Source organism: Pseudomonas sp. B33.4 (assembly GCF_034555375.1).
In the GTDB taxonomy this organism is placed as follows: Bacteria; Pseudomonadota; Gammaproteobacteria; order Pseudomonadales; family Pseudomonadaceae; genus Aquipseudomonas.
Window position 1 is genome coordinate 3,945,427 of the sequence record NZ_CP140706.1, and the last position, 13,208, is coordinate 3,958,634.

A 13,208-nucleotide genomic window follows, 5' to 3' on the forward strand; every position below is an offset into this window, starting at 1 on the left:
TACATCAGGTGCGCTGAACAGTCAGGCTCGATCGACGGGCTTGCAGGTATTGACTGGACGTCAGGAGCCAAAGTGCCAAATAAGTAGCAAGTGAGGACACTTTATAAAATGTTGACGTTTTTGCGCCGACTTCTGTTGACCACCGCGACCCTTGTCGCCGTGTCCAGTCCCGTTTTTGCCGCCGGCAAACCATCGCCGGTTCTCTACAACAGCCTCGCGCACGCCGCGCCAGAACTCAATCCCCAGGCGCTGAAAGGTGCCCTGAACGCCATGCAATGCGCGGTCAACAGCGGTGCGAAACCGTCCCGCCATCTGGCGATCATCGATTATTCGCAACCGTCCACCGAACGCCGCCTATGGATTTTCGACCTGAGCAAACGGAAATTGGTGCTGCGCGATCTGGTCGCCCACGGCTCCAACTCCGGGGAAAATTTCGCCACGCAGTTCTCCAATGTCGAAGGCAGCTACCAGTCCAGCCTCGGCCTGTTCCGCACGCAGGAAAGCTACAGCGGCACCCACGGTTATTCACTGCGCATGGACGGTCTGGAGCCGGGCTTCAATGACATGGCCCGCGATCGCGCGATCGTCATTCACGCCGCCAGTTATGTGAATCCGTTGTGGAGCAAGAAACAGGGGCGCATCGGCCGCAGTCAGGGTTGCCCGGCGGTTCGGCCACAGATTGCCAAGCAGGTGATCGACCGGTTGAAGAATGGCCAGTTCATGTTTTCGTGGTACCCGGATCAGCGCTGGTTGAAGTCTTCGCCGTATCTCAACTGCCAGCCGCAGCAGGTGGCGAGCATCCTCAATACCCACGCGAGCTGACCGACCACCACAAATCCCCTGTAGGAGCTGCCGAAGGCTGCGATCTTTTGACTTTGACTTTTAGAAGCAAGATCAAAAGATCGCAGCCTTCGGCAGCTCCTACAGGGAGATTCGCAGTCACTTTCATTACAACTTTGTCATTCAGCTGTCGGTTTGCCGTGCGGATCGCTCGGTAGCCTGAAGTTGTCCCGGCGCCAATGCCGATCAACTTTGACCACTGAGTGACTGACCATGAAAACCCTCCTGCTCGCCTTCACCGCCCTCCTCGCCACCGGTTCCGCGTTCGCCGCGAACATGCCCGACACCGCCGTGATTCATGACAAATCCGGTTTCTACGTCAATCTGGATGTCGACAAAGTCCTGTCCAGCACCGATATTTCACAAGCGTGCGGCGTGGTCCCGGCGCAATTGAATTACCTCGACCATCAGGGCCGCGAGCATGTGCTGAACTATGACGTACAAGGCAGCGGCTGCATCAATGACCATTGAGACTGATCGATGAATATTCTGGTTGTCGAAGACGAACCCAAGGCCGGCAATTACCTGCTCAATGGCTTGCAGGAACTGGGTTACAGCGTCAGCCTCGCCCGCGACGGTGCCGACGGCTTGCACCTGGCGCTGGAACACAGCTTCGACGTGATTGTGCTCGATGTGATGATGCCCAGGATGGATGGCTGGGAAGTCCTGCGCCGGTTGCGCAAGGAAGCTGACACGCCGGTGCTGTTCCTCACCGCCCGCGATGACATCGCCGACCGCGTCAAAGGCCTCGAACTGGGCGCCGATGATTACCTGATCAAGCCGTTTTCCTTCGCCGAACTGGTGGCGCGTCTGCGCACCCTGACCCGACGCGGGCCGATTCATGAAGACGAACAATTGCAAGTCGCCGATCTGCAGATTGACGTGCTGAAACGCCGCGTGAGCCGCGCCGGTGTGCGCATCACCCTGACCAACAAGGAGTTCGCGTTACTGCAATTGTTCGCCAGCCACACCGGGCAGGTGCTGGCCCGTTCGCTGATTGCTTCGCGGGTCTGGGACATGAACTTCGACAGCGACACCAATGTGGTCGATGTCGCCGTGCGCCGTTTGCGGGCGAAGATCGATGACCCGTTCCAGCTCAAGCTGATCCACAGCGTGCGCGGCATCGGCTATCGCTTCGATACGCAGCCATGAACAGCCCTCGCCCGTATTCCCTGACCTTGCGCCTGGCGCTGGCCTTCGCCCTGCTCGCCTTCGCTTCGCTGGCCGGCCTCGGCGCGGCGCTGTATGGCGAACTGGAAGATCAACTGACCCGCCGCGACGACATCTCACTGGTCAGCCGCGTCGACCAACTGCGCACGTTCCTCAACGACAGCAACACCCTGGAGCTGATCAAGAACAAACCGGCGCTGTTCCAGAACATGCTCGGCAACCGCGAAGCGCTACTGACCATCGGCACGCCGGGGCAACCGCCGCTGCTGGTGGTCAACCCGGGCAATCTGAAAACGCCGACGTTGCCGGCGGTGCCCATCGACCAGGCGATGACGCTCAAAGATGTGCAGCATCTGCCGAGCGTCGACGGTGTGCCGTTTTCGGCGGTGGCGGCGAGTATCGACTCCGGCGAACTGGGCAATCTGCGAGTCACCACCGGGCGCCTGATGAGCGAGCGCACGGCGATGCTCGCCAACTACCGTTTGAGTGTTTATGGCCTCGCCTCGCTGGCAGCGCTGGTGCTGGCGGTGGTCGGCTGCCTGCTGGTGTATCGCGGGTTGCTGCCGTTACGGCGACTGGCGAAACACGCTCATGGCATCGGCGTCGGCAACCTTGGCGAACGCCTTGCCAGCAGCGGTGCGCCGCGAGAATTGCAGCCAATGATCGAAGCCTTTAATGCCATGCTTGATCGACTCGCCAAGGGCTTTGCGCAGTTGAGTCAGGTGTCCACCGACATGGCCCACGAGTTGCGCACGCCGATCAACAATCTGCTCGGCGAAACCCAGGTCGCGCTGCAGCAGAATCGCAGCAGCGAGGCGTATCAACAGTTGCTCGCCTCCAACGTCGAAGAGCTCGAACGGCTGACGCGAATGCTCGACAACATGCTGTTTCTGGCCCGCACCGATCCGGCCAGCGCCTTGAGCCAGCGCCAGGAGCTGGACGCGGCGGATGAAATGCAGCGCATTGCCGATTACTTTGAAGGCCTCGCGGCTGATGTAGGGGTGAGTATCGAGGCGCGCGGCAGCGGTGTGATCTGGGCCGAGCCGATGCTGCTGCGCCGCGCGCTGGCCAACCTGTGCGCCAATGCGATCAAGTACGGCGCGGCGGATTCGACGGTGCAGGTGGAGGCGATTGCCGAGCCGGATGGCAGCTATGTGCGGGTGCGTAACCACGGCACAACCATTGCCCCTGAACACTTGGCGCGGCTGTTCGAACGTTTCTACCGTGTCGATCAGTCCCGTGAGCGTTCGTCACAATCCAATGGTTTGGGCCTGTCGATCGTGGCAACCATCATGCAGTTGCATCAGGGCCGCTACAGCGTCAGCAGTGTAGATGGCATCACCTGCTTCGAACTGTTTTTCCCCGCCCGGCAAGACAGCACAAATCCCTTGTAGGAGTGAGCCTGCTCGCGATAGCGGTGGGTCAGCCCACATCTTTATTGACTGATACACCGCTATCGCGAGCAGGCTCACTCCTACAGTTGAACTGCGCTCGGCTGATGATCAACGCCATGAGCATCAACGCCACCGCGACGCCAAAAGTGATGTGCAATCCGCTGGCAATCGCCGTTGCAGGCGCTTGTGTCGGATCCCCCGCTGCCAGCGCAAACACCGCGCCCATCACTGCCGCGCCGGTGATCAACCCAAGGTTGCGCGCCAGCCCGAGCATCGCCGAGACCACACCACGCTGCTCCTGACGAACACCCGCCATCAACCCGGTGTTGTTCGCCGCCTGAAACAACGCGTAACTGGCGGCAATCACCATGATCGGCATTACGTACGCGGGCAACCCCAGACTCATCGGCAACAGTGCCAACAGGCCGCAACCGCCGGCCATCCCGAGCAACGCGCCCGGCACGATCCGTCGCGCGCCGAAGCGATCCACCAAACGTCCCGCCGGTACCCCACTCAGCGCCGACAACAATGGTCCGATCGATAACGCCACTCCGACCATTGTGCTGCTGAGGCCCAAACCCCGATGCAGATAAAACGGGCCGACCACCAGCGTGGTCATCATCACCGTCGTCACCAGCAACGTCAGCGCCAGACTGCTGCTCAGTCGCACGTCGCTAAACAGCGACAAACGAATCAGCGGCGATTTGGCCTTCATCTCGACCACGATGAACAATCCTGCGCCGCACAGGCTGGCCAGCAGCAATGGCAACATCAAACCTTCAAGCGTCATTGCCAGCGCATAGGCCGCCAGCGTCAGCACCAACACTGCGCTGCCAGAATAATCGAACGCTGCACGCGGCCCTGTTGCCCGATCCGCTGGCAAAAAGCGGTACACCAGCCAAATATTGAGCAAGCCCAATGGCACGTTGAGTAAAAATATCGCCTGCCAGCCGGCATGCGTCATCAACAGCCCGCCCAGCGACGGCCCAAGACTGGTGCCAGTCGCCGACATCGTTGCCAGCAACCCCATCGCGCTGCCCGCCCGCGATTTGGGCACGGCTTCTGACACCAGCGCCACCGTCAAGGCGAACATGATCGCCGCGCCAACGCCTTGCACTGCCCGCGCGCCGATCAGCCAGCCCAGTCCCGGAGCCAACGCGCAAGCCAACGAGGCGCTGGTGAAAATGCCGATCCCGATCAGCAGCAATCGCCGCCGACCAAAACCATCGCCCAGACGCCCGACGCTGACAATCAACGTGGTGATCGCCAGCAAATACGCCAGAACGATCCACTGCACCTGCTGAAACGTCGCGGCAAACGCCGACGCCAGAATCGGCAACCCGGCATTGGCGATGCTGGTGTCCAGTGACGGCATCAACATCGACAAGGCCAGACTGGTCAGCGCCCAGCGGGCAGGTGTGCTCAGGGATTCTTGGGACATGGCGGGCTCACAATGCAAAGGTGACCCGCCATAGCCTGAGCCTCGACAAGACACGGCGCAAGACGCATGCTTTGCACTCAATACCTGCACGGAACGCCATGTCATGACTGCGCCGGACCTGAACCTGCTGATCACCCTCGACGTCTTGCTGCGCGAAGGCAGCGTCGCCCGCGCCGCCAAATGTCTGCGGCTGAGCCCGTCGGCCATGAGTCGCGCCCTCGCCCGTTTGCGCGAAACCACGGGCGATCCGTTATTGGTGCGAGCGGGTCGAGGTTTGGTGCCAACGCCGCGCGCATTGGAACTGCGCGAACGGGTCAGTCACCTGGTGCAGGACGCCGAGGCGGTTTTGCGACCTGCCGAAGTGCTTGATCCCGGCCGCTTGCAACGCACCTTCACCCTGCGCAACACCGATGGTTTTGTCGAAACCTTCGCCGCCGCCCTGCTCGCGCGCATCGCTGAAGAGGCGCCCGGCGTGCGCCTGCGCTTTGTGCAGAAGGCCGACAAGGACAGCACGCCGCTGCGCGAAGGCCGTGTCGATCTGGAAACCGGCGTGGTCGATGACAGCACCGACCCGACGCTGCACAGCCGCATCCTGTTTCAGGATCAGTGGATTGGTGTGGTGCGTGAGGGGCATGCCTTGAGCACGGGAAAAATCACCAGCAGGCGCTTTGCCGGCGGCGAGCACATTCTTATTTCACGACGCGGGCGCAGCAGCGGCCCGGTCGACGAAGCGCTACTCACGCTCGGCCTGACGCGGGATATCGTCACCTCATTCGGCGGATTCTCGGCAGCCCTGACGCTGGTCCGCGAATCCGACCTGATCGCCACGGTCCCGCAGCGTCATACCAGCAAACTGCGCACCGGCCTGCACAGTTTTACCCTGCCCTTCGCGATGCCGGACATCAGCGTGTCGATGCTCTGGCACCCGCGCATGGACGCCGATCCGGCGCATCGCTGGCTGCGCGATTGTGTGCGGCAAGTCTGCGCCTAGCGCGCGTCGCCACCGGCCGGTTTGTAGAAGAGGAATTTTTTCGTTTCGGCAGTCTTGCGGTACTCCCTGGCCCAGCTCGGATGCACGTTGCGGTCGTGGAAATACAGCGCGCCGTTGGTGCGATCCTTGAGCTGGCGGTTCAGCGCTTTGCGGGCGATATCCTTGGCCAGCGTGTATTCGGCATCTTCCTTGACCTGATCCGGTTTGCCGTCACACCACCAGGAAAACTGGCAACTCTTGGTTTCCGAACCTTGTTTGACGACAGCACACACCGTGTCGGGAAAGCCCTCGTGACCGAGGCGATTCATCACCACACTGGCCACGGCTTCCATTTCCGGGGTGTCTTTGCCTTTGGCTTCCCAATAGATACTGCGCGCCAGACAGGTAATCGGATCGTCCAGTGGTGCGGCGCCGGCCGGGTCGACCGCTTGCACTTCGGTCGGGGTGATCGCTTCGGTTTTCGGCGCCGGCGCGGCGCTGACTTTGTCCGCCGCTTTCTCTTCCAGCACTTGGGCTTTCTCTTCGGCCTTCGCTTTGATCGGGGCCTGATCGGTGGCCCATGCAGAGCCTGCCAACAGGGTAAATACGAGACAACCCGCCCAGCCTTTCAATCCCATGTCAGTTCATCCGGCAGCGCCCGATACGGGCAAGGTGTTACGTCGGGGAGACACCCGGTTTCCGGGGTCTTCGGTGAGTGTAGACGGCAAATCCATCGGCAAAGTTGCGCCAAAAAAACCTGAATGAAGAAAAAAGACATTGCACTCACCGGGGGCCTTTCGCGCATCATGGGCGCATTCAGCTCAAGGGAGATTTCCATGCGCTTCATGCCATCCGTTTTGCGTCTTGCCGCGTTGTCCGTGGGCGTCATGTTGGCCATCCCGGCGCTGGCCGGCGATGAGTCGCAATTGATCGAGTCGATCAACAGCTACCGCAGCCAACCGCAGCGTTGCGGGTCGCAGGCGTCGAATGAATTGCCACCGTTGTCGGCTGATCCACGGCTGAGATTACGCGCCACCGGTGCCGTCGATCTGCAGCAAGCCATGGCCAGCGCCAGTTATCCGATGGTCAATGTGCAGGCGATCACCCTCAACGGCCCGCGTGATGCGGCGTCGGCGATGAAGGCCATTCAGGAGAGTTTCTGTCAGGTAGTGCTTGATCCGCAGTTTGTCGATGTCGGTATCAGCCGTGATGACCGTGACTGGCGCATCGTGCTGGCGCGGCCGCTGCTGTCGGCCAAGTTGGGCGATGCGCAAAGTGAGGGGCAGAAATTGCTCAGTGAACTCAACGTCGCCCGCAGCCAGGCGCGTCAGTGTGGCGGCCAGGCTTTCGCCGCCGCCGCACCGTTGGCCTGGAATGCGACACTGGGCACGATCGCCCAGGATCACAGCCGCGATATGGCCAACAACAATTACTTCGACCACAAGGACCGCGACGGCCGCACCCCCGGCGATCGCGCGGAACTGGCCGGTTACAGTGGCCAACAGGTCGGCGAAAACATCGCCGCCGGGCAAGACACCGTGCACAAAGTCGTCGAAGGCTGGCTCGCCAGCCCCGGCCATTGCGCCAACCTGATGAACCCGCAATACCAGGAACTCGGCGCCGCCTACGCGACCGACCCGAAAAGCAGTGCCGGCATTTACTGGACCGCCATGTTCGGCGCCCAGTAAGCCCAATCGCAAAAACACCACAACACCTGTGGGAGCGAGCCTGCTCGCGAAGAGGCCTTTACAGTCAACATCAATGTGTCTGACCTGAAGCCTTCGCGAGCAGGCTCGCTCCACCGGGGATTGAGTTGATCAGTCGATCTTCGGCCGAACCCAGATCAAATGTGGGAGCGAGCCTGCTCGCGAAGAGGCCATTACATTCAACATCAATGTTGTCTGACCTGCCGCCTTCGCGAGCAGGCTCGCTCCCACAGTGTCCGGCGGTATTTACATATTCTCCAGCTACCACAAATCCTTGTAGGAGTGAGCCTGCTCGCGATGAGGCCGGCACAGTCAATATCTCCATTGACTGATCCACCGCCATCGCGAGCAGGCGAAGGCCTACAGGGGGTAGTCAGTGACCTCAAGATCGGCGGCAATAAAAAACCGGAGCCAGGCTCCGGTTTTTTTGGGGTCAATGGGTTCTCATCCCCGCGGCGTACATCGCCAGTTTCAGCAGACTGGCCACCACCGCCAGCGACACCACGCTGCCCAGCCAGATCAACAACAGCCAGCCCAAACGCTTGTACCAGCGGCTGGATTTCACTTCGCGCGAATCAATGGTAGCCATCGCCAATCCTCACTTTGCCGCGGAATACGTAGTAGCTCCAGAAGGTGTACATCAGGATCACCGGCAGGATGAACAGTGCGCCGATCAGCGCGAACAACTGGCTCGACGGCGGTGATGCGGCAGCCCAGATGCTCACCGACGGCGGAATGATGTTCGGCCAGATGCTCAGCGCCAGACCGATGTAACCGAGCAACATCAACACCAGGGTGAACACGAACGGCCAGTGCGTATGCCGCTGACGCAACGTGCGCAACAGCCCGAACATCGCCAGCAACGCCAACACCACCAACCCGGCAAACACCTGCAGATGCCCGTGCGTCGACCAACGCGTCGCCAGCTCCGGATGCAGCTGCAGGGTCCACACGCCAATCACCAGCACCATCGCCATCAACAGCAAGGCCAGCGGGCGGGTGAACAGGCGCATCCGCGACTCAAGCATGCCCTCAGTCTTGACCAGCAACCACGTGCTGCCGAGCAACGCGTAGGCGATCACCAGCCCCACGCCACACACCAGCGGAAACGGTGCCAACCAGTCCAGACCGCCACCGGCAAACTGCCGATCGACCACCGGAATCCCGGACACATACGCGCCGATCACCACGCCTTGGGAGAACGTCGCCAGCAGCGAACCACCGATAAACGCCTTGTCCCACCAATGGCGTTTTTGCGGCGACGACTTGAAGCGAAACTCGAACGCCACGCCGCGGAAAATCAAACCGCAAAGCATGAGGATCAGCGGCAGATACAACGCCTCGAGAATCACCCCGTACGCCAGCGGAAACGCGCCGTACAACGCCGCCCCACCCAACACCAGCCAGGTCTCGTTACCGTCCCACACCGGCGCGACGGTGTTCATCATCACATCGCGTTCCTGCTCATCCGGGATCAGCGGAAACAGGATCCCCAGCCCCAGATCGAAGCCGTCCATGATCACGTACATCATCACCCCGAAGGCGATGATCACTCCCCAGATCAACGAGAGATCGATACCTTGAATACCCATGACTCAATGCTCCTTCATAGGGGCGGTAGCCGCCGAAAGCGGTCGGCGCGGCGTCTGCAATTCATCACCCGCAGGCGGGTGCTCGTGGTGAGGCTGCGGGCCTTTTTTCACCAGTTTCATCATGTAGCCGATGCCCACGCTGAACACGGTGAAATAGATCACCACGAACAGCGCCAGCGACGTGCTCATCTGCGCCACCGAGTGATGCGACGCCGCGTCATGGGTGCGCAGCAAACCGTAAACCACCCACGGCTGGCGCCCGACTTCCGTGGTGATCCACCCGGCCAACAGCGCAATCAAGCCGCTCGGCCCCATCACCAGCACCAGACGCTGGAAGCCGCGATGAGCGTAGAGCTTGCCGCCACGGCGCAACGCCAGACCGAGCAAACCGACGAGGATCATCAACATCCCCAGCCCGGCCATGACGCGGAAACTCCAGAAAATCACGGTTGAATTCGGCCGGTCTTCTTTCGGGAAGCTCTTCAACGCAGGGATCTGCTTGTCGAGGCTGTGGGTGAGGATCAGGCTGCCGAGGTACGGGATTTCCAGTGCGTACCTGGTTTTCTCCGCCTGCATATCAGGAATGCCGAACAGCACCAGCGGCGTCGGCCCGTTGTCGGCGTTTTCCCAGTGGCCTTCGATGGCAGCGATCTTCGCCGGTTGATGCTCCAGCGTGTTCAAGCCGTGGGCGTCACCGACCACTGCCTGAATCGGCGCAACAATCAGCGCCATCCACAGCGCCATGGAAAACATCTTGCGCACCGGCGCCGTGTTGTTGCCGCGCAGCAAATGCCAGGCAGCGGACGCACCGACGAAGAACGACGTCGCCACAAACGCGGCAATCGCCATGTGCGCCAGACGGAACGGGAACGACGGGTTGAACACAATCGCCAGCCAGTCCAGTGGCATCACCCGACCGTCGACGATTTCAAAGCCCTGCGGGGTTTGCATCCAGCTGTTGGACGCGAGAATCCAGAAGGTCGAAATCAACGTACCTATCGCGACCATCACCGTGGCAAAGAAGTGCAAGCCACGGCCAACGCGGTTCCAGCCGAACAGCATCACCCCGAGGAACCCGGCCTCAAGGAAGAACGCCGTCAGCACTTCATAGGTCAGCAGCGGCCCGGTGATACTCCCGGCAAAGTCGGAAAACCCGCTCCAGTTGGTACCGAACTGGTACGCCATGACCAGTCCGGAAACCACGCCCATGCCAAAGTTGACCGCGAAAATTTTCGACCAGAAATGGTAGAGATCGCGGTACGTGTCGTTATGGGTTTTCAGCCACAGACCTTCGAGCACCGCAAGGAAACTCGCCAGGCCAATGGTGATCGCCGGGAAAATAATGTGGAACGAAACCGTGAACGCGAATTGGATTCGCGCCAGGTCCAGTGCCTCCAGATTGAACATGATGATGTCCTCATCCAGGCTGAAAAGCGGCAGCACGAACCCGGGCCACCGCCAGACGTGAACGCCTGCAGCCAGTAAAGTTTCCAGTGTTTTTATGAGTGGCGGGTTACGCCACCGACGACGGAATCAGGTTGCTGACCTTCGCGGCTTCGAGGCGGATCGCCACAAATTTGGAAGTCGGCGTGTAGGTCCGGTCGCCGTAGCTTTCCAGCGGCACCAAAGGGTTAGTCTCCGGGTAATACGCCGCTGCCTGCCCTGCCGGAATGTCGTAAGCGATCAGGGTGAAACCGCTGACCCGACGTTCACGTTCGTCATCCCACAGCGCCACCAGATCGACCTTCTGCCCCGGTTCGAAACCGAGACGCTGGATGTCCTGTTGGTTGGCAAAGATCACATCGCGCATGCCGTAAACCCCGCGATACCGATCATCGAGGCCGTACAGCGTGGTGTTGTACTGATCGTGGGAACGCATGGTCTGCAGGATCAGATGCGGTTTCACCGGCAGGTTGCGCACACCTTCGTTGATCAAGTGCTCCGGCAGCACACACGGGGTGAACTGGGCCTTGCCGCTTTCGGTATTCCAGACCCGATCCGAGGCGTCGTTGCCGAGGTGGAAGCCACCCGGAATCAACAGTTTTTCATTGAAGTTTTCGAAGCCCGGAATCACATCGGCAATCAGGTTGCGGATGCGCCCGTAGTCGCCCACGACCCACTCCCAATCGATCGGGTGCTTGCCCAGCGTCGCGGCGGCGATCCCGGCAATGATCGCCGGCTCGGATTTCAAATGTGCCGATTTCGGCTTCAACTGACCGAATGACAAATGCACCATGCTAAAGGTGTCTTCGACGGTCACGCCTTGCGGGCCTTCGGCCTGGATGTCAATGTCGGTACGCCCGAGGCATGGCAGGATCAGCGCGTCGCGACCGGTGACCAAATGGCTGCGGTTGAGCTTGGTCGCGATATGCACGGTCAGATCGAGTTTACGCATGGCGGCGTGGGTGCGCGGGGTGTCCGGCGTGGCTTGGGCGAAGTTGCCGCCCAGACCGATGAACACCTTGGCTTCGCCACGTTCCATGGCGCCGATCGCCATCACCGTGTTGTGCCCATGCATGCGCGGCACGTCGAAGTTGAAGCGTTTTTCCAGCGCGTCCATCAGGTCTTTCGGCGCCAGTTCGTTGATGCCCATGGTGCGGTCACCCTGCACGTTACTGTGCCCGCGCACCGGGGAAAGCCCGGCGCCCGGGCGGCCGACGTTGCCGCGCAGCAGTTGCAGGTTGATGACCTCCTGCAAGGTCGCCACCGAATGCACGTGTTGGGTCAGGCCCATGGCCCAGCACATGATCACGCTTTTGGCGCGGCCATACATGCGCGCGGCCAGTTCAATGTCATGCAGCGGCACGCCGGACTGCTCGAGAATATGCTCCCAGCTTGTTGCCTCGACTTCAGCCAGATAGCTGTCCAGACCCGTAGTGTGCTCGGCGATGAAGGCGTGATCGAACACTGGTTCGCCGCCAGTCGCTTGCGCTTCGCGCTCCCACTGCAACAGGAATTTGACCATGCCGCGAATCATCGCCATGTCGCCGCCCAGCGCCGGGCGGAAGTACGCGGTGTTGGTCGCTTCCCAGCCGTTGCTGAGCATTTCCAGCGGGTTCTGCGGGTTCTGGAAACGCTCCAGGCCACGCTCTTTCAGCGGATTGATACACACAACCTGCGCGCCACGCTTCACCGCTTCACGCAGCGGTTCGAGCATGCGCGGGTGGTTGGTGCCGGGGTTTTGGCCGATGACGAAAATCGCGTCGGCGTGGTGCAGATCCTCGTAAACCACGGTGCCTTTGCCGACGCCGAGTGTCTCGTTCATGCTCACCGCACTGGCTTCGTGGCACATGTTCGAGCAGTCGGGGAAGTTATTGGTGCCGAACGCACGGACGAACAATTGATAGAGAAACGCCGCTTCGTTGCTGGCGCGACCCGAGGTGTAGAACTCGGCTTCGTGCGGCGATTTGAGGTTTTTCAGATGATCAGCAATCAGCGCAAAAGCGTCTGTCCAGCTGATTTCCACATAGCGGTCGACCCGCGCGTCGTAGCGCATCGGGTGGGTCAGGCGGCCCTGATATTCCAGCCAGTAGTCGCTCTGTTCGGCCAGGCTCGACACCGTGTACTTGTTGAAGAACGCCGGGTCGACCAAGCGCCCGGTCGCTTCCCAGTTCACCGCTTTCGCGCCGTTCTCGCAGAACTTCAACATACTCGCGCCCGGTGCTTCACCCCAGGCACAACCCGGGCAGTCGAAGCCGCCGTTCTGGTTGGTCTTGAGCATGGCACGGATGTTTTTCAGGGCGTTTTCACTGCCCAGCCAGCTCTTGGTCAGGCTGATGACAGCGCCCCAACCGGCAGCGGCGCCTTTGTAGGGTTTGTAACGGTCGACTTGTGACATGGGACTCTCCATGACGATGTACACAGGCATGAACCTGATTCGGTTAAACAGCGACGGCCGACTTTAAAGGTTGAAAAGTGGTCGTTGGGTTTGCCGGGGCAAGGATATGAACCGTTACAAAACATTGTCTAATCGCTATTAATGACCGTCTTATCGAAAGCATCTATCACGGATTAAAACCCCTTATTTACGGGGCCTTGCGAAACTAACGGAGCAACTTTCGGCGAAAAATAATTCATCATCGACGGCATCAATCA

Annotated in this window: 12 protein-coding genes; 6 read left to right on the forward strand and 6 right to left on the reverse strand. The window is 60.5% G+C overall.

The genetic code is table 11. The annotated features are described in order from the left end of the window. The first annotated feature begins 108 nt into the window (after nt 1–108). The 4 genes from U6037_RS17210 (at nt 109) to U6037_RS17225 (ending at nt 3,404) form a co-directional block, all read left to right on the forward strand. Complete coding sequence (locus tag U6037_RS17210) at nt 109–822, forward strand: murein L,D-transpeptidase catalytic domain family protein (protein WP_322843874.1); 714 nt, start codon at nt 109–111, stop codon at nt 820–822. Between the two features lie 231 nt (nt 823–1,053). Beyond that, entirely contained in the window at nt 1,054–1,311 is a 258-nt protein-coding gene (locus U6037_RS17215; protein ID WP_242209210.1) for a DUF2790 domain-containing protein, read from the forward strand. A 9-nt stretch (nt 1,312–1,320) separates the two neighbouring features. Continuing rightward, on the forward strand, nt 1,321–1,992 hold the full coding sequence (locus U6037_RS17220) for a heavy metal response regulator transcription factor (protein WP_064119333.1): 672 nt from the start codon (nt 1,321–1,323) through the stop codon (nt 1,990–1,992). After that, entirely contained in the window at nt 1,989–3,404 is a 1,416-nt protein-coding gene (locus U6037_RS17225) for a heavy metal sensor histidine kinase (RefSeq protein WP_322843875.1), read from the forward strand. Before U6037_RS17220 ends, U6037_RS17225 begins: the two co-directional genes overlap by 4 nt. A 28-nt stretch (nt 3,405–3,432) precedes the next feature. Here U6037_RS17225 and U6037_RS17230 read toward each other — a convergent pair whose 3' ends face one another. Beyond that, the gene (locus U6037_RS17230; protein ID WP_322843876.1) at nt 3,433–4,845 is read right to left on the reverse strand and encodes an MFS transporter; all 1,413 of its coding nucleotides are present in this window, start codon (nt 4,843–4,845) and stop codon (nt 3,433–3,435) included. Between the two features lie 103 nt (nt 4,846–4,948). Here U6037_RS17230 and U6037_RS17235 point away from each other — a divergent pair, with 103 nt between their 5' ends. Next, the gene (locus U6037_RS17235; protein ID WP_322843877.1) at nt 4,949–5,836 is read left to right on the forward strand and encodes a LysR family transcriptional regulator; all 888 of its coding nucleotides are present in this window, start codon (nt 4,949–4,951) and stop codon (nt 5,834–5,836) included. Here the strand turns inward: U6037_RS17235 and U6037_RS17240 are convergent. Then, entirely contained in the window at nt 5,833–6,453 is a 621-nt protein-coding gene (locus U6037_RS17240) for a cell wall hydrolase (protein WP_322843878.1), read from the reverse strand. The genes U6037_RS17235 and U6037_RS17240 overlap by 4 nt on opposite strands. A gap of 198 nt (nt 6,454–6,651) precedes the next feature. Here U6037_RS17240 and U6037_RS17245 point away from each other — a divergent pair, with 198 nt between their 5' ends. Continuing rightward, nucleotides 6,652–7,503, forward strand: coding sequence for a CAP domain-containing protein (locus tag U6037_RS17245; RefSeq protein WP_322843879.1), 852 nt, complete (start codon nt 6,652–6,654; stop codon nt 7,501–7,503). A 451-nt stretch (nt 7,504–7,954) separates the two neighbouring features. Here U6037_RS17245 and U6037_RS17250 read toward each other — a convergent pair whose 3' ends face one another. The 4 genes from U6037_RS17250 to U6037_RS17265 all read right to left on the reverse strand — a co-directional run bounded on the left by U6037_RS17250 (nt 7,955) and on the right by U6037_RS17265 (nt 12,951). Further along, nucleotides 7,955–8,110, reverse strand: coding sequence for a DUF2474 domain-containing protein (locus tag U6037_RS17250; RefSeq protein ID WP_081265204.1), 156 nt, complete (start codon nt 8,108–8,110; stop codon nt 7,955–7,957). Then, nucleotides 8,097–9,113 (reverse strand): cytochrome d ubiquinol oxidase subunit II, encoded by a 1,017-nt coding sequence (gene cydB, locus U6037_RS17255; RefSeq protein WP_322843880.1) that lies wholly within the window; start codon nt 9,111–9,113, stop codon nt 8,097–8,099. The genes U6037_RS17250 and cydB overlap by 14 nt, the downstream gene beginning before the upstream one ends. A 3-nt stretch (nt 9,114–9,116) precedes the next feature. Further along, entirely contained in the window at nt 9,117–10,520 is a 1,404-nt protein-coding gene (locus tag U6037_RS17260) for a cytochrome ubiquinol oxidase subunit I (protein ID WP_322843881.1), read from the reverse strand. Between the two features lie 106 nt (nt 10,521–10,626). Continuing rightward, nucleotides 10,627–12,951, reverse strand: coding sequence for an FdhF/YdeP family oxidoreductase (locus U6037_RS17265; RefSeq protein WP_322843882.1), 2,325 nt, complete (start codon nt 12,949–12,951; stop codon nt 10,627–10,629). Between the last annotated feature and the right edge of the window lie 257 nt (nt 12,952–13,208).

Bases quoted from the DNA above. Each gene is read 5' to 3' on its own strand.
- U6037_RS17210 (WP_322843874.1), top strand. From the start codon at position 109: ATGTTGACGTTTTTGCGCCGACTTCTGTTGACCACCGCGACCCTTGTC.
- U6037_RS17215 (WP_242209210.1), top strand. From the start codon at position 1,054: ATGAAAACCCTCCTGCTCGCCTTCACCGCCCTCCTCGCCACCGGTTCC.
- U6037_RS17220 (WP_064119333.1), top strand. From the start codon at position 1,321: ATGAATATTCTGGTTGTCGAAGACGAACCCAAGGCCGGCAATTACCTG.
- U6037_RS17225 (WP_322843875.1), top strand. From the start codon at position 1,989: ATGAACAGCCCTCGCCCGTATTCCCTGACCTTGCGCCTGGCGCTGGCC.
- U6037_RS17230 (WP_322843876.1), bottom strand. From the start codon at position 4,845: ATGTCCCAAGAATCCCTGAGCACACCTGCCCGCTGGGCGCTGACCAGT.
- U6037_RS17235 (WP_322843877.1), top strand. From the start codon at position 4,949: ATGACTGCGCCGGACCTGAACCTGCTGATCACCCTCGACGTCTTGCTG.
- U6037_RS17240 (WP_322843878.1), bottom strand. From the start codon at position 6,453: ATGGGATTGAAAGGCTGGGCGGGTTGTCTCGTATTTACCCTGTTGGCA.
- U6037_RS17245 (WP_322843879.1), top strand. From the start codon at position 6,652: ATGCGCTTCATGCCATCCGTTTTGCGTCTTGCCGCGTTGTCCGTGGGC.
- U6037_RS17250 (WP_081265204.1), bottom strand. From the start codon at position 8,110: ATGGCTACCATTGATTCGCGCGAAGTGAAATCCAGCCGCTGGTACAAG.
- cydB (WP_322843880.1), bottom strand. From the start codon at position 9,113: ATGGGTATTCAAGGTATCGATCTCTCGTTGATCTGGGGAGTGATCATC.
- U6037_RS17260 (WP_322843881.1), bottom strand. From the start codon at position 10,520: ATGTTCAATCTGGAGGCACTGGACCTGGCGCGAATCCAATTCGCGTTC.
- U6037_RS17265 (WP_322843882.1), bottom strand. From the start codon at position 12,951: ATGTCACAAGTCGACCGTTACAAACCCTACAAAGGCGCCGCTGCCGGT.